Annotated in this window: 14 protein-coding genes; 2 read left to right on the top strand and 12 right to left on the bottom strand. The window is 65.3% G+C overall.

Going from position 1 to position 16,008, the window contains the following annotated elements; genetic code table 11:
• Positions 1–5: 5 nt before the first annotated feature.
• The 11 genes from ftsW to dinB form a co-directional block, all read right to left on the bottom strand.
• The gene (gene ftsW, locus NFU08_RS16400; protein ID WP_174176991.1) at positions 6–1,346 is read right to left on the bottom strand and encodes a putative lipid II flippase FtsW; all 1,341 of its coding nucleotides are present in this window, start codon (positions 1,344–1,346) and stop codon (positions 6–8) included.
• A 2-nt stretch (positions 1,347–1,348) separates the two neighbouring features.
• The gene (gene murD / locus NFU08_RS16395) at positions 1,349–2,923 is read right to left on the bottom strand and encodes a UDP-N-acetylmuramoyl-L-alanine--D-glutamate ligase (protein WP_251424688.1); all 1,575 of its coding nucleotides are present in this window, start codon (positions 2,921–2,923) and stop codon (positions 1,349–1,351) included.
• Positions 2,905–4,014 (bottom strand): phospho-N-acetylmuramoyl-pentapeptide-transferase, encoded by a 1,110-nt coding sequence (mraY, locus tag NFU08_RS16390; RefSeq protein ID WP_104188696.1) that lies wholly within the window; start codon positions 4,012–4,014, stop codon positions 2,905–2,907. The genes murD and mraY overlap by 19 nt, the downstream gene beginning before the upstream one ends.
• Entirely contained in the window at positions 4,011–5,477 is a 1,467-nt protein-coding gene (gene murF, locus NFU08_RS16385) for a UDP-N-acetylmuramoyl-tripeptide--D-alanyl-D-alanine ligase (RefSeq protein ID WP_251424687.1), read from the bottom strand. Before murF ends, mraY begins: the two co-directional genes overlap by 4 nt.
• Before the next feature lie 6 nt (positions 5,478–5,483).
• On the bottom strand, positions 5,484–7,145 hold the full coding sequence (locus NFU08_RS16380) for a UDP-N-acetylmuramoyl-L-alanyl-D-glutamate--2,6-diaminopimelate ligase (RefSeq protein ID WP_174176985.1): 1,662 nt from the start codon (positions 7,143–7,145) through the stop codon (positions 5,484–5,486).
• 83 nt (positions 7,146–7,228) lie between these two features.
• The gene (locus tag NFU08_RS16375; RefSeq protein WP_174176983.1) at positions 7,229–9,025 is read right to left on the bottom strand and encodes a penicillin-binding protein 2; all 1,797 of its coding nucleotides are present in this window, start codon (positions 9,023–9,025) and stop codon (positions 7,229–7,231) included.
• Between the two features lie 48 nt (positions 9,026–9,073).
• Positions 9,074–9,844, bottom strand: coding sequence for a hypothetical protein (locus NFU08_RS16370; protein WP_251424685.1), 771 nt, complete (start codon positions 9,842–9,844; stop codon positions 9,074–9,076).
• Positions 9,841–10,833 carry a 16S rRNA (cytosine(1402)-N(4))-methyltransferase RsmH gene (gene rsmH, locus NFU08_RS16365; protein ID WP_174176979.1) on the bottom strand — a complete coding sequence of 331 codons (993 nt, stop codon included), beginning with the start codon at positions 10,831–10,833 and terminating at the stop codon, positions 9,841–9,843. Before rsmH ends, NFU08_RS16370 begins: the two co-directional genes overlap by 4 nt.
• Positions 10,834–10,994: 161 nt before the next feature.
• Positions 10,995–11,423, bottom strand: coding sequence for a division/cell wall cluster transcriptional repressor MraZ (gene mraZ, locus NFU08_RS16360; protein ID WP_102977276.1), 429 nt, complete (start codon positions 11,421–11,423; stop codon positions 10,995–10,997).
• A 394-nt stretch (positions 11,424–11,817) separates the two neighbouring features.
• Positions 11,818–12,192 carry a DUF3040 domain-containing protein gene (locus NFU08_RS16355; protein WP_251424682.1) on the bottom strand — a complete coding sequence of 125 codons (375 nt, stop codon included), beginning with the start codon at positions 12,190–12,192 and terminating at the stop codon, positions 11,818–11,820.
• A gap of 274 nt (positions 12,193–12,466) precedes the next feature.
• Positions 12,467–13,678 carry a DNA polymerase IV gene (gene dinB / locus NFU08_RS16350; protein ID WP_251424704.1) on the bottom strand — a complete coding sequence of 404 codons (1,212 nt, stop codon included), beginning with the start codon at positions 13,676–13,678 and terminating at the stop codon, positions 12,467–12,469.
• 90 nt (positions 13,679–13,768) lie between these two features.
• Between dinB and NFU08_RS16345 the strand changes: the two genes are divergently transcribed.
• A complete protein-coding gene (locus NFU08_RS16345) occupies positions 13,769–14,296 on the top strand; it encodes a hypothetical protein (protein WP_174176975.1) in 528 nt (175 codons plus the stop codon).
• Complete coding sequence (locus tag NFU08_RS16340) at positions 14,293–15,387, top strand: polyprenyl synthetase family protein (protein WP_174176973.1); 1,095 nt, start codon at positions 14,293–14,295, stop codon at positions 15,385–15,387. The genes NFU08_RS16345 and NFU08_RS16340 overlap by 4 nt, the downstream gene beginning before the upstream one ends.
• Before the next feature lie 37 nt (positions 15,388–15,424).
• Here the strand turns inward: NFU08_RS16340 and NFU08_RS16335 are convergent, their stop codons facing one another.
• Positions 15,425–15,778 (bottom strand): Rv2175c family DNA-binding protein, encoded by a 354-nt coding sequence (locus NFU08_RS16335; RefSeq protein ID WP_174176971.1) that lies wholly within the window; start codon positions 15,776–15,778, stop codon positions 15,425–15,427.
• Positions 15,779–16,008: the final 230 nt, after the last annotated feature.

The following is a 16,008-nucleotide window of genomic DNA, read 5'->3' as shown; positions in this document are numbered from 1 at the left end:
GAGGGCTAGGTACGCTTTCTTGCAGTTTTCTTCCGGTCCGCGTTTTTCCGCGCCGGCTTGGCCTTGAACTTGAGCATCCGTTTGGGCCGGATGGCCGGGGCCATCTGTTCCCTGGCCAGGGAAAGCACAACCCCGATGGCGCAGAGCGACATCAGCAGCGCCGAGCCGCCGTAGGAGATGAAGGGCAGCGGGACGCCGATGACGGGCATCAGGCCGGTCACCACGGACATGTTCACGGTTGCCTGGCCCAGCAGCCACACCATGATGGTGCCGGCGAGGACACGGTGGAACATGTCCTCCTGAGCCACTACCACGCGGTAGATGGCGGCTCCCAGGATGGCGAAGAGGATCAGGACGACGACGGTCCCCACCAGTCCGAGTTCCTCGCCGATGATGGCGAAGATGAAGTCGTTGTGGGCTTCGGGGATCCAGCTGTACTTTTGCCGGCTTTGTCCCAGCCCCACCCCGAACCATCCTCCGGAGGCAAGGCCGTAGAGGCCGTTCGTGGCCTGGTAGTTGGCGTCGATGCCGTCGGCACAGGACTGCCCGGTCCACCATGAGGTGATGCGGCACATGCGGTTGGAGCTGGTGACGGCCATGACAGCCGTCCCTGCGGCTGCGGCAAGGCCGGCAATGCCGAAGAGATAGAGAGGCGCCCCGGCGAAGAAGAGTGCGGCAGCCGTGACCATCATGATGATCATGGCGGTTCCGAGGTCGTTTCCCACCAGGACCAGGCCAACGATGATGATGGCCATCGGAACGGCGGGGACCGCGACGTGCTGCCACCGGCTGAGCAGCTTTCCCTTCCGGGCCAGGACGGTGGCCATCCAGAGCGCGAGTGCGAGCTTTGATGCTTCGGACGGCTGGAAGGTGATACCGCCGAGGTCGATCCAGTTCTTGTTGCCGTTGACTTCCGCGCCGACCAGCTGGACGAGTCCAAGGAGGACGACGGCGGCGATGACGGCGGGCCAGGCAAGCCGCTTGAGCCAGACCACGTTGATGCGGGACAGCACGAACATGGTGAAGATGCCGATGGCGGCGAACATGCCCTGTTTCAGCGCATCCCCGTACGGCGACTTGCCGGCGGCGATCGATTCCACGCTCGAGGCGGAGAGGACCATCATGATGCCGATGGCCGTCAGTGCCAGGGTGGAGCCCAGGATGAGGTAGTAGGTGGAGCCGTTCCTGGACGTTCCGGTCCCTTCAAGCGCCGACCAGAACTTCCGGTAGGCGGCGCGCAGCCTGGTGCCGGCGGCGGCAGGTGGCCGGAGCGGTGATGCGGAGGAGCCGGGACGCGGCTTGCCTGCCTGCTTCCGGGCTGGCGGGCGTGTGGGCGTGCTGACCATTGTTACTCCTCGCCGGTCTGGGCCTGCCCTTCCACCAGCTCGCGGACAGCTTCGATGAAAGTGTCACCACGGTGAGCGTAGGAAGAGAACTGATCCATGGAAGCAGCTGCCGGAGCCATCAGCACAGTATCGCCGGATGCGGCCAGCTGGGCTGCTGACGCAACTGCACGGGACATGACGGTTTTCCCGGCGTCGGGAGAACCGGCCTCAGTGCCGTCTGTTGCAGCAGTCTGCACCTGTTCAGTTTCACCCGGGGCCGTCCCGATCACGGGGACATCGGGCGCGTGTCGCCGGAGGGCGTCGGCCAGTGCGGAGGAATCAGCTCCGATGAGCACCACGGCCTTGAGCCGGGGGGCGTGTTCCCGCACCAGGTCGTCGTAGGTCACGCCTTTGGAGAGGCCGCCGGCGATCCAGATGACGTTGCTGAAGGCGGCCAGGGAGGCCGATGCCGCGTGCGGGTTGGTGGCTTTGGAGTCATTAATCCACAGGACGCCGTTGTGGCGTGCCACCGGCTGGATGCGGTGGTCCCCCGGCACGTAGTCCTGGATTCCCTGCCGGACCGCCTTGGGCTCGATGCCGTAGGCGCGCACCAGTCCTGCTGCCGCCAGGGCGTTGGCCACCATGTGCCGCGGCGCCAGTGCACCAAGGTCCGTCATTGAGGCGAGTTCCGCTGCGCTGTCCCGGCGCTCTTCGATGAACGCCCGGTCCACCAGGAGCCCTTCCACAACTCCGAGCATGCTGACGGCAGGGGTGACGGTGGTGAAACCAACGGCGCGGCATCCTTCCACCACGTCGGCGTTTTCCACCATGCGCTCTGTTTCGATCTGCTCCGCGTTGTAGAGGCAGGCCTTCTGGGTGCGTTCGTAGACCTTGGCCTTGTCCGCCAGGTACGAATCGTAGGATCCGTGCCAGTCAACGTGGTCCTCGGCAACGTTCAGGCAGACGCTGGCTACCGGCGAGATCGACTCGGACCAGTGCAGCTGGAAACTCGAAAGCTCCACAGCCAGGACGTCGTATTCCACCGGATCCCGGAGCGCATCCAGGATGGGCGTGCCAACGTTGCCCACGGCAATGGCTTTCAGCCCGCCCGCGCGCAGCATTGATTCGGTGAGCCCTACCGTGGTGGTCTTTCCGTTGGTTCCCGTAATGGCAAGCCAGTCCGCGGTCTTGCGGCCTTCCCGCACGCGCACGCGCCAAGCCAGTTCAACGTCTCCCCATACCGGGATGTGGGCGCGTGCGGCTGCGGCCAGCAGGGCCTGGTCCGGACGCCAGCCAGGGGACGTGACAATCAGCTCCGGCAGCCCGCCGTCGATCCTGGGGATACGGGTGACTGCATCCTCTCCGAGGAGGACATCCGCAGCGCCAACAATTTTCAGGGTGTCGGCATGGGCTTTCGCCTTGTCGCTGGTGGCCGCATCCACCACCACCACACGGGCGCCGAGTTCAATCAGCGTGTCCGCTGCGGCGAACCCGGAGACCCCAATGCCGGTAACGACCACCCGGAGTCCGGACCAGTCGGAGTCCCAGCTCACGAGGGTTTGGAGGCGTGGGGAAACGGTCACAGCAGCACGACCCATTCAGCGTAGAAGATTCCCAGGCCCACGGCGACGAAGAGTCCGCCGAGGATCCAGAACCGGACCACCACGGTCACCTCGGCCCACCCCTGCAGTTCGAAGTGGTGCTGCAAAGGCGCCATTTTGAAAACGCGTTTGCCTCCGGTGGCCTTGAAGTAGCCCACCTGGATGATGACGGACAGCGTGATCAGGACGAACAGCCCGCCGATGATGCCCAGCAGCAGCTCGGTCCTGGACAGGATGGCGAATCCCGCGATGGCGCCGCCGATGGCCAGCGAGCCGGTGTCGCCCATGAAGATCTTGGCCGGCGAGGTGTTCCACCAGAGGAAGCCCACCAGGGCCGCGCTCATGATCGCTGCCAGCAGGGCGAGGTCCAGGGGGTCCCGGACCGAGTAGCAGCCGCTGCCCGCTTCCCGGGGCGAGCCGCAGGCCTGGTTGCTCTGCCAGATGCCCATGAGCGTGTAGGCGCCGAACACCATGACCGAGGCCCCTGCAGCCAGCCCGTCGAGGCCGTCGGTGAGGTTCACGCCGTTGGTTGCAGCGGTAACGATCAGGTTGGACCAGACAACGAAGAGGATTGCCCCCAGCACAGTCCCGCCGAAGGCAAGGTCCAGCCACGGCAGGTCGCGCACCAGGGAAATCTTGGTGGAGGCCGGCGTGAGGCCGTCCTCGTCGGGGAAGTTCAGGGCCAGGACGGCGAAGATGATGCCGACGGCGGCCTGCAGGATCAGCTTGGCCTTGGCGTCGAGCCCCAGGCTGCGCTGCCGCGAAATCTTGATGAAGTCGTCCAGGAAACCCACAAGCCCCATGCCCACCATCAGGAAGAGCAGGATGAGGGCGGACGCGGAGGGGCCCGGGGAGGCCGGGTTCACCATCAGCATGATGAGGTGGGTCAGGCCGTAGCTCAGCAGGACGGCAGCCACCACCACGGTCCCGCCCATGGTGGGCGTTCCGCGTTTGGTGTGGTGGGACGTGGGCCCGTCGTCGCGGATGAACTGCCCGTAGCCCCGGCGCACGAGGAGCCGGATGAAGAGCGGCGTGCCCACCAGCGCGAACAACAGGGCCAGTCCGGCGCCGATCAAAAGTGCAATCACAGCAGAGTGCTCCTTCCATCGGCGGGTTGCGGGGTTTGTCCGGGTAATGCTATCCGATCGCCCAAGTGGCGAAGTCCAACACTGTTGGACGATTTGAAGAGCACCAGGTCGCCGGGTTCGAGTTCGGCGTTGAGCAGTTCGTAGGCTTCCTCGGCGGTCTCGGCGAAGACGCATTCGTCCCCCCAGGAGCCCTCCTGGACTGCGGATACGTAGAGCGCGCGGGCTTCCCTGCCCACCACCACCAGCCGGGAAATATTGAGCCGCACCACCTGGGTGCCCACGGCTGTGTGCTCGCGGATGGAATCCTCGCCGAGCTCCAGCATGGCGCCCAGGACTGCCCAGGTGCGCCTGCCCTGCCCCAGGTCGGCGAGGGTGCGCAGCGCGGCCCGCATGGATTCGGGGTTGGCGTTGTAGGCGTCGTTGATGATGGTCACGCCGTCAGCCCGTTCGGTGCGCTCCATGCGCCACCGGCTGGCAGCCGCCTGGCTGCTGAGGGCCGCGGCAATGTCTGCGCCGGCGATTCCCGCAGCCCGGGCGGCCGCTGCCGCCGCCAGCAGGTTGCCGGTGTGGTGGGCGCCGATCAGCCGGCTTTTGACATGGTGCGGCGTGTCCTCGCCGGGGAGGAGGAGGTCGAATTCCGGGTTGCCGTCAGTGTTGGTGTCAGCATTGAGTGCCTGCACTGCGGCGTCGGTCCGCCCTTCGGCGGAGAATCCGACGACGGACGCTGAGGTGCGTGCGCGCATGGCCGACACCCGGTCGTCGTCGAGGTTGATGACGGCGGTTCCGGAGGCTGCAAGGGCTTCCACCAGTTCGCCCTTGGCCAGGGCGATGTTGTCCACTCCCCCGAATTCACCGGCGTGTGCGGTTCCAACCCCAAGTACCACGCCGATGTCCGGCTTGACCATGTCTGCGAGGTAGCTGATGTGGCCAACGCCTGTGGCGCCCATCTCGATGACCAGGTACCGGGTGTCCGTTCCGGCGGTGAACACCGTGAGGGGCACTCCGATCTCGCCGTTGTAGGAACCCCTCGGCGCCACGGTGTTGCCGTGCAGCGAGAGGATGCCCGCGAGCAGGTCCTTGGTGGTGGTCTTCCCAGCCGAGCCGGTGATGCCGATGACCGTCAGTTCCCCGTTTGCCGCAGCCCGTGCGGCGCGGATCCTGCGGACGGCCTCCGCAGCGAGTGCGCCCATGGCGAGCACGGCATCAGGGACAACGATGGAAGGGTAGGCAGCACCGTCGGGGCCGGCTACGGGGCGTTCCACGAGCGCGAGGGTGGCGCCGGCGGCGAAAGCGGCCGCTATGAAGTCGTGGCCGTCAGCGTACTCCCCCGGTTTCGCTACGTAGAGCGACCCGGGTGCGGCCTCGCGGGAATCCGTGACCACCGAAAGAGGCGTGATTCCAGGATCGGCGTCCAGGCGCCCCTTGGTGATATCGGCGATTTCCGCCGCAGTAAATGCAATCATCTCGGTCTAGGACTCTATCCGGTCGTCTTGGAGAACGTTGAATCCCCTGGCTGTCAAGGCGCTGCGCAGCTCCACCCTGTCGTCGAGCGCAAGGTTGACGCCCTTCACTTCCTGCCACACCTCGTGGCCGCGGCCTGCCACCAGGATGGTGTCGTGCGGCCGCGCGAGTTCCACGGCGCGCTGGATGGCCGCGTCGCGGGGGAAGACCTCAAGCACGGTACAGGGCAGCTTTTCCCGCTCCTGGGCCTCCCGTGCCCCTGCAAGGACATCGGCGCGGATGGCGGCCGCGTCCTCGTCGTGGGGGTCGTCGTCGGTGATGATCACGGTATCCGCCAGCCGGGCAGCGATGGCGCCCATGGCCGGCCGTTTGCCCTGGTCACGCTGGCCCGTCGCACCGAACACAACGATCAGGCGGGAGTCCGGTTCCGGTGACCGGACAGCTTCCAGGGCCCGGGCCAGCGCGTCGGTGTTGTGGGCGAAATCCACGACGGCGGCGGGCTGCTCGCAGACCAGCTGCATCCGTCCCGGCACGGCCACCGTAAAGGGGTCGCCTGCGTCGAGTGCGGCCTGCAGCGTTGCGGCGTCCACGCCGCCGGCGAGCACCATCACCACGGCCAGGGCTGCGTTCGCTACGTTGAAGCTGCCGGGAAGACCCGTGTGGACCGCAAGGACGGTGCCGCCGGGCCCGCTGAGCGTGAACTCGGTGCCCAGCCCGCGGGGCACGGTTTCCGTCACGGTCCAGTCCGCGGGGTTCGCCCTTGAGGTGCTGAGGGTGGTGACCGGCACCCCGGCGCTGCCGGCAAGGCGGCGGCCCCATTCGTCGTCGACCGTCACCACGGCCTTCCGCGCACGGGCAGGCGTGAAAAGCTCTGCCTTGGTGGCGAAGTAGTCGTCCATGGTGTGGTGCAGGTCCAGGTGGTCCTGGGTGAGGTTGGTGAAGCCGGCTACGTCGAACAGCACTCCGTCCACCCGCTGGTAGGAGATGGCGTGGGAGGAGACCTCCATGGCGGCGGCGTCGAGTTCTTTTTCACGCATGAGCGCCAGGAGCCCGTGGACCTCCGGGGATTCCGGCGTGGTGAGCAGGCTGGGAATGGGGTCCCCGCCTGCCAGGATCTCTATGGTCCCGATCAGCCCGGTCCTTTTGCCAAGGGAGCGCAGCAGCGAGGTGATGAAATACGTGGTGGTGGTCTTGCCGTTGGTGCCCGTCACACCGAACAACTGCGGGGCGGTGTCCTGTCCGCTGCGGTAGATCATCGCGGACAGCGGGCCCACTACGTTTCGCGGGGCATCAACCACCAGCACAGGTACCGACGTGTCGGAGGACAGGGCCAGGAGGCGCGCACCGGCGTCGTCCGTCAGGACAGCCGCGGCTCCCGCTTCAATGGCCTGGGCGGCGAAGTCTGCGCCGTGCCGGACGGCACCGGGCAGGGCCACGTACAGGTCACCAGGTTCCACTGTGCGGGAGTTCAGGGAGATGCCGGTCACCGCCACATCCGCCGAGGCTCCCGGAATGACGACGCCGACCGCGTCACCAATGCTTTCCAGCCGGACCGCCTCCACAGCCGAGGGGCGGAAGCGTGCCTGGCCGCCCGTTCCGTGCGGGGCAGCTCCCTGGGGAGCCGCTTCCTGCGGGGCTGGGCGTTGACCGGACGCGTTGAACTCTGACAAGGGATCTCCGATGGTGCTAGTGGACCGTGCCCGGCGTGGATCAGCCGGGGCAGCCGGGGGCTGCTGCGGCTGCTGCCGGGGTATTACTTGGCGAACTGGGGCAGCCTGGCCGGTTCACCCGTGGACGGCTGGACGTTGTAGGTCCGCAGTGCCTGGCTCATGACCGACCGGAAGACCGGCCCGTTGGTAATCCCGTAAATGCTGCCCTTGGGCCGCTGGAGTACCACCTCAACAATAAACCGCGGATCATCCATGGGGGCCATGCCCACGATCGAGGCCGTGTAGCCGCAGAAGCCGGACTTGCCGTCGTCGCACGGGGACTCGGACGTGCCGGTTTTTGCCCCCACCCGGTACCCGTCGATGCCTGCGTCCTTGATCTGGCCCTCGGTAACCGCACTCTCCAGGATGTCCTGCACCTGCTGGGCGGTGCTTTCCGACACGATCTGGCGTGGTTCCGCGGGCGCAACCTTTTCCTCGGTACCATCCGCGGCAACATAGGAGTCGATAAGGCGCGGCTGCAGCATCACGCCGTTGTTGGCGATGGACTGGAACGCCCGCACGGTCTGCAGGGTGGACTGGGAGACCCCCTGGCCGAAGAGGACCGTGAATTCCTGCCGGCCGTCCCACTGCTGCCAGGGTGTAAGTATCCCGGACGCCGTGGCAGGCAGGCCAATGTCCGGAGCTTCGCCGATGCCGAACTTCTTCAGCCAGTCGTAGCGCTGTTCCTTGCTCAGCCGCTGCCCGGCCATGACGGTTCCGGTGTTCATCGAGTAGCCCAGGATGCCGGCGAGCGTCCGGTCCTCCGTGCCGTGGGCAAAGGAGTCGCTGAAGGTTTGGCCGTTCACCGTATAGGTCGGGTCCAGGGTGAATTCATCGAGCGGGCCCGCCTTGCCTTCTTCGATCAGCGCGGCCACGGTCATCATCTTCTGCACCGAGCCGGGTTCGTAGGCGGCGGTAACGGAGCGGACACCGCGGTCCTTCGCGGCCACCCTGCCGGGGTCGTTCGGGTCCGGCGCATTGGTGTCCGCCATGGCCACCAGGTCACCGGTCTTGGCATCCATCACAATGATGGAGCCCCACTCGGCATTCAGTTTTTCCGTCTGGCTTTGGATGGCCTGCTGCGCGAAGTACTGAAGGTCCGAGTTGATCGTGAGCTTGACGTCCTTGCCGTCCTCCGGCGGAGTCAGTTCATCCACGCCGACGGGGATGCGCAGGCCGTCCGCACCGATCTCGAAGAGCCTCTTGCCGTCAGCACCCTTCAGGAGGCCGTCCTGGGTCTGCTCGATCCCCGCCTGGCCGGTGGTGCCGTCCTGGAGGAAACCAATGATGCCGCCGGCAACGGATCCATTCGGGTAGACACGCTTGCTGACGCCCTCGGTCACAATGCCGGGAATCTGGAGCTGCGAGATGCGGTCCTCAACGTCCGGCTTCACGTCCTTGGCCACAATGTAATAGGGCTGCTGCCCGGTGACTGCCTCGCGGATCGCATCCTTTTCCATGCCGAGGGCAGCCGCAAGTTCCGTCAGCCCCTGCTCCCGGCTGACGTCCACCAGCTTCTCTTTGGCGTCGTCCAGGCGCTTGAATGTCTCCGTTTTGGTATTGACCCGCTGGTCCACCACCACGTTGTAGCGGATCACGCTGTTGGCGAGCACGGTACCCCTGGAGTCCAGGATGCTTCCGCGTTCTGCCGGGAGGACGGTTTGCTTCATCCGGCTGTTCAGCGCGGCCTCGGCCATTCCCCCCACGTCGAGCCCCTGGACCAGGAAGAGTTTGCCGCCCACCACCAGCAGGAGCGTCAGCATGATGCCCAGGCCCAGGCGCAGGCGCTTGGTGGCGTTGGGAACCCTGCTGTTGTTTGCCTTGCCGGTCCTCTGCGCCACCGTTAAATCCCTTGCTGTTCGACCCTGCTGCCTGCCAGACCTGCCGTATTACTGTCCGGGCACCTTTTGTTCCGGCGCGGGGACGGATCCCCCGTGGAGTTCAACGGCGGCCGCGGCCGGTGCTGCTGCAGCAGCCGCGGCAGCCGCAGCGGCAGCAGCCGCGGCAGCCGCAGCGGCAGCGGGATCACCGGCTGCCGGGGCCGCAGCACCCGGTGTTGCTGCTCCGGACGCAGCAGCAGCATCCGCTGCTTCAGCTCCCTGGGCTGCGGGAGCAGCCGCTTCTGCCGGCTTGCGGCCTTCCAGCGGTTCCCCCTTGCTTGCCGGCGGCACGACGATCAGCTGCCCGGCAACGGCGGGCGCGGGGATCACCGCCCCTGCAGCACCGCCCTTGACTGCGGGCGTTGCCTTCCCGGTGACTGACAGGGTGGACAGATCGATCTGGCCTTTGACAGTGGAGGCAACCATTCCCAGTTCCGTGGCCTTCGCAGCCAGGTTCTGGGGTGCCTCGAAATTCTGTACCTGCTGGGTGAGGTCCTGGTTCTGCTTGGTCAAGGTACTCTGCTTGGCCCGAAGCTCCACCAGCTGGTATTGGGCGGTTGACACCGAGATGTTCAACACCAGCACGGCAATCAGTGCCAGGGCAAGCATGGCGAAGCACAGCACCACGAAGGGTGCCCGGCGCTTCCGGGGCACGGTGCGCACCACAGACAGCGGAGTGCGGGCCCTCCGTCCGTCACCGGAAGTGCGGGCGGGAAGATTCCTGCCGGCTGCCGAGCTGCCTGAAACGGCGGGAAAGTTCTTGACGGCAGCGGTGCTCATGCAGCTCTCCTGGCTCTGATTCGTTCCGCCGCGCGCAGTCTTGCAGAGGCAGCACGCGGGTTTTCGGCGATTTCGACGGCGGTGGGCACCTCGGTGCCCTTGGTGAGGGTTTTCAGTTCGGCCTTGTGTTCTTCCAGCTCCACCGGGAATCCGAGCGGAGCCGAGGATTTGGAACGTGCCTGCAGGACGCTCTTGACGATTTTGTCCTCCAGGGAGTGGTAGGACATGACGACAATCCGCCCGCCCATCGCCAGGGAGTCGACCGCAGCAGGAACAGCACGCTCCAGGACGTCGAGTTCTTCGTTGACCTCGATCCGGAGAGCCTGGAACGTCCGCTTGGCAGGGTGGCCGCCGGATTTCGCTGCGGATGCCGGCACCACCGAGCGGATCTGTTCCACAAGTTCTCCGGTTGTTGCGAAGGGCTTGGTGGCCCGCGCTGCAACGATCCTGTTCGCGATTCGGCCCGCGAACTTTTCCTCGCCCCACTTGCGGATGATCCTGACGAGTTCCTCTTCGGAGTAGTTGTTCACAACATCCGCCGCCGTCTGGCCGCGGCTGGTGTCCATCCGCATGTCCAGCGGGGCGTCGAAGGAGTAGGCGAAGCCGCGTTCGCGTTCATCGAGCTGGAGCGAGGAGACGCCGAGGTCCATCAGGATCCCGTGGACCTCGGAAACGCCGAGGTCAGCCAGGACGTCCCGGATCTCGTCATAGACGGCGTGCACCAGGTCCGTGCGTGCGGCGAACGGGGCCAGCCGCTCGCCGGCGAGGGCCAGGGCTTCTTCATCACGGTCGATGCCGATGAGGTGTACGTCGGGAAAACGCTGAAGCATGGCCTCGGAGTGGCCGCCCATGCCCAGGGTCGCGTCAACGGCCACCGGGGTTTCTCCGCGCAGCCTGGCAGCCTCGAATCCAGGTGCCAACAAATTGATGCACCGGTCCCGAAGGACCGGCACATGGCGTTCGGACGTGGGCTTCGGGTGTTCGTTCATGCCTCGTCCTTTCTCGCCGTAGGGTGTTGCCTTTGGTGCTTCTGGGATCAGATCCCCATCCGCGCCTATCGTCCGCCAGCCTGGCTCCGGGGAAGTGAGCCAGGATGGCCAGCCGATGGGCGGCTGGAGATCTCATCCAAGAAACTGCCTGCTGCCCCCGGTCAGAGAATGCCCGGAATGGGGTCATCAGTTTCAGAGAAGGCCGTCTCCTTCTCCGCGAGGTATTCAGTCCAGGCCTGGGCGTCCCAAATCTCGGCGCGGGAACCGGCGCCGATCACGGCAAGCTCCCTGCCGAGGCCTGCGTACTCCCGGAGCGCCGGTGGAATGGTTACGCGCCCCTGCTTGTCAGGTACCTCGTCCGAGGCTCCAGAGAGAAAGACGCGGATGTAGTCCCGCGCCTGTTTCGAGGAGATTGGCGCCTCCCGCATTTGCTCGTGGACCCGCGCAAATTCCTTCTCGCTGAAGACGTAGATGCAACGTTCCTGGCCCCTTGTGAGCACCAGCCCGCTGGCAAGTTCCTCGCGGAACTTGGCGGGGAGGATAATCCGTCCCTTTTCATCCAGACGCGGCGAGTGAGTGCCAAGAAACACTGGCCCACCGCCTGTCCGATGTCAGGAACTGCACATCCCCTATGTTGCAACTACCCTCTTATGCCCTCCACATTACTCCACTTTCCCCCACAGTCAACGCAAACAGGGCTTCCTGGCCTCCACTTTCTGGGAAAAGCAGGCTGAATTGGCGCGGATTTCGCCCCGGTGGCGGAAAGTGGAGGGAAATGTGTCACCGGGCGGTTCCCGGCCAGGAAGGAGGGCACGGACAAGGGACCCTATCCAGTGGCCTTCCGGCCGGGTCCGGGCGAAGGAGGAACATATCGGCCACTGCCGGCTTAAACGCCAAGAGACCCGCCCAAAGGCGGGTCTCTTCGCGTTTATCCCCCTAGGGGGGAGGGAAGTGGAGTTGCCGTCGCGGGCAGCACCTGGAGGTTTAGGGTTCTCCCCTGCGCCTTTCGTCCCAGCGCTCCTCGAGGCTGCTCATGAAGGAGTTCTTCGGCCTGCCGGGCTTTCGGCCGGCGGCCTTGGATCCCGGCTTCGCTCCCGCACTGCTGCGCATGGTGGCGAAGTAGACGCCGCCGCCCATGACTATGAAGCCCAGTACTCCGACGAAGATATTTTGGAGAGTGACGCCCACGAGCAACAGGAAGACGCCAGCCAAGGCGCAGAGGACGCCAATCACCACATGCCTCGTGGACCATGAACGCCCTGGGTCTGACCCCATGGAATTTGCGAACTTCGGGTCGTCCTCGTGAAGCTGCTTCTCCAGCTGCTCAAGCAGCTTCTGTTCGTGCTCCGACAGCGGCATCACGACCTCCTTTTGTAGGCCAACGTCCGGGCTGATCCCAGCCACTACTTCTGCACCGTTAACGGCTGTTGTGCCTAAGAGGTTCCCGCCCTGCCCACAATGGCAAAAGTCGGTAACCAGGCACGCCGTCGCAGGAGCGGGAGCATGTCCAAGAGGGTCCGGCAGTAAGTCCAGTCACTCAAAAACTATGTACATCTAAGGATAGTTTGTTGAGGGCTGTTCTGAAAGACGGCAATGACTTATCCGGGACCTCCCGGCTGCCGCAACCGGCGTGTTATCCAGGGCCGGCTCCTGGCTCCATCAGGCGGGCCGGAAGGACGGATTTGCTGCCGAACTTGCGCGCCACTTCGTCGAGGACCTGTTCGGCCGCACGCCAGTTCTCGTCCCGCCGGTCGATGCTCAGCTGCAGCGAGGTGCGGGCCGCTTCCTCCAGTTGTTCGGCCCTGACGCCCACGAGCCGCACCGTCATGGTCCTGTCCCCCACCGATTCCAGCAACTGGAGCGCCACGGCATAGATCAGCTGGGCACTGTCCACCGGCGTCTGGACCGTCCGGCTGCGGGTGATGGTGGAGAAATCGGCGAAGCGCAACTTCAGGGCAATGGTCCGGGCCACCATCCCGGAACTCCGCAGGCGTGAGGCCGTCCGGTGGGAGAGCCGCAGGAGTTCACGGTGGAGCAGTGCGTCGTCACCCGTGTCGACGGCAAAGGTCTCTTCCGCACCGATGCTCTTCTCAAGCCGGATTGGAGTCACCGCACGGTGGTCAATGCCCCACGACAGCTGGTGGACATGCTCCCCCGTAGCACCCAGCATCCTCTTGAGGGTGGACACCGGCGTTGCCGCCACGTCCGCAACCGTCCTGATGCCCATCCTTGCCAGGACATCCGCGGTCTTGGCACCCACGCCCCACAGCGCACCAACCGGCAGGCTGTGGAGGTAAGGCACCGTTTCGTCCGGACCGATCAGGAGCAGTCCATCCGGCTTGCAGCGGGTTGACGCGATCTTGGCCACGAACTTGGATTCCGCGATCCCTACGGACGCAGTAATGCCCAGTTCCGAAGCTACTCTGCGCCGGATCATTTCCCCGATGCCCCGCGGCGCCCCCAGGCGGCGTATGGCGCCCGTGACGTCGAGGAACGCTTCGTCGACGCTGAGTGGTTCCACGAGTTCGGTGACGGACCCAAAAATGGCCATCAGCTGGGCGGACACCTCGTAGTACAGCTTGTGGCGCGGTTCGATGATGACCGCCTGCGGGCACATCCTGGACGCCACGGCCATCGGCATGGCAGATTTCACGCCGAATGCACGGGCTTCGTAGGAGGCAGAGAGGACCACGGAGCGGTCCGCGGGGAAGCCAACAATGACAGGCCTGCCGCGGAGCTCAGGGCGCGTCCGCAGCTCGACAGAGACGTAGAAGGCATCCATGTCCACGTGCATGATGCACTTGCGCCGCTGTCCCGGAAGCACCGCTCCGGGTGGCTGGTTCATACCTTCGGGCCCCACGGCTGCAATCCTAGCTCTTTTGTACTGACTAAACTGGAGGCTGAATCCGGCATCAACACCAGGAGGAAAGTCCCTGTGACGGTCTTTGGAAACCTCAAGCCAGCGGGCGCTGCAGTCCTAGCTGCCGGCGCAGCCATGGCACTTGCAGCCTGCAGTCCAACCCCGTCAGCAAGCCCGGACCCTTCCGCCTCCGCATCGGCGCCGGCAACTGCCGCCTCCACCGTCACGGCTTCCCCCAGCCCTTCCGCTTCGCCCAATACCTCCGCCACGGTAGGGGCGCTGGTGGACGGCTTCCCCCAGCAACTCCTTCCCCTCATGCCGGGCGCCACAGTGGTATCGAGCAGTTTCGACAAAGCGTCGGCCCCCGCCACTGCCGCCCTGGTGGGCACGGTGGCGGCCCCCACCGCCGCAGTCCTCGATTTCTACGTCAAGGCGCTGGAAGGCCAGGGCTTCAAGGCCGTGCCCGGCGAAGCCGTGGGGGCCGTGGCTTCCAGGGACTTTCTCCGGGGGGACAGCGAGACCGTCAATGTCTCGGTCGTTGAAGCAGCCGGAGTTTCCACCTTTACCATCGGCGCCAACGTGCCAGCTGAGTCAGCCAAGTGACGGCGGCCGAGCAGCTCAGGCATGAACAGGCCGACTTCGTGGCGGCGGTGGCCGGCGAACTGACGGGGTTCCTGGCCTCGCGCCAATCAGTCATGTCCGCCATTTCGCCGGACATTGATCCGATCATGGGGTCAATCTCCAACCTTGTCACCGGCGGCAAGCGCCTGCGCGCGCTGATGTGCTACTGGGGCTGGCGGGGTGCCGGTGGAGAACCTGCGGCCCAGCAGGTAGTGACGGCAGGCGCAGCCCTTGAGTTGTTCCAGGCCGCCGCGCTGATCCACGACGACATCATCGACCGGTCTGACACCAGGCGGGGCGGACCGAGTGTCCACCGGCGGTTCAGCGACCTGCACGGCTCACAGGGCTGGGCGCTGGACAGCGAACGCTTCGGCCAGGCAGCTGCCATTCTGGCGGGAGACCTGTGCCTCTCCTTCAGCGAGGAAGCCTTCACGGACATCGGCGAGCGGGCCGCAGCGGGCAGCAGGGCAAGGCTGATCTTCAACCTCATGCGGGCCGAAGTGATGGCGGGCCAGTACCTGGACATCCTGGAAGAGGTTGCCGGGCCCGCCAGGGACCGCGCAGGCGCTGTCTCGCGGGCCCAGTCCATCATCCGCTTCAAGTCCGCCAAGTACTCCACAGAACATCCGCTGGCGCTGGGAGGCGCACTCGCTGGGGCCTCGGATGACCTGCTCCGCGGATACTCGGCGTTTGCGCTGCCTCTGGGGGAAGCGTTCCAGCTCCGGGACGACGTGCTCGGTGTCTTCGGCGATCCGCTGACAACCGGCAAGCCGGCCGGCGACGACCTGCGGGAAGGTAAACGCACTGTGCTGGTCGCCCTGGCCATGGACCAGGCAACGGCTGAAGAGGCGGCCTTCATCGACTCCAGGCTCGGAAGCCCGGACCTCTCGGAGGAAGACGTCGACGAGCTCCGGCGGATTATCGAGGAGTCCGGGGCGCTGGCGGCCACCGAGGTCCTCATCAGTGAATTCGGCGCCGCGGCCTTCGAGGCCCTGGAGGCACTTCCCCTGGTCGAATTGCCCAAGACTGCCCTTCGCCGGCTGGCTGAAGCGACTGTCAGCCGGGCCTCCTAGCGGTCCAGTGCGTCCAGGCGAAGCGCCGGGCCGGGAACTACCAGGCGAGGGTCTGTGCCCTGCGCCGTATTTCTGTTTTCCGGCCCTCACGAAGAGCGTCGATGGGCCGTCCTCGCAGTGACTCATCCGGGGTAAAGAGCCAGACGATCAGGTCCTCGTCCGAATACCCTGCGTCAGACAGGACAACGATGGTTCCCTTGAGGCTGTCCACCACCTGGCCGTCCTGGATAAACCCTGCAGGCACCGACCTGATTTTCCGCTCACCAACCCGCAGCGCCGCCAGCGCACGTTCATCAAGCAGGCTGTGCACCTTGGTGATGGAAACATCCAATAAACGGGCGACGTCGGGCAGGGGCAACCAGTCGCCCACAAGGTTTTCTACATTACTCACGGATCAAGGTTGCCACGGCGTGCGCCCTGGCGCCTAGTTGATGCACTCCGGGGAACCCATTGACGTGCGGACACTCCCAAAATTCTTCCTTGCAGCTGTTCCCGGAATTCTTGTGCTAATCCCCAATCCGTGAGAGATTCTCATTGACCACATTTGTAACAGTATCAACAGCAGTAACAGTAGTATCGGAATCAGCGGCATCCCCGCCCGCGCCCGCAGTTGAGAAGAGG

It is taken from the genome of Pseudarthrobacter sp. NCCP-2145, assembly GCF_023708005.1.
GTDB lineage: Bacteria > Actinomycetota > Actinomycetes > Actinomycetales > Micrococcaceae > Arthrobacter > Arthrobacter oxydans.
This window is presented reverse-complemented; position numbering and strand designations above follow the sequence as displayed.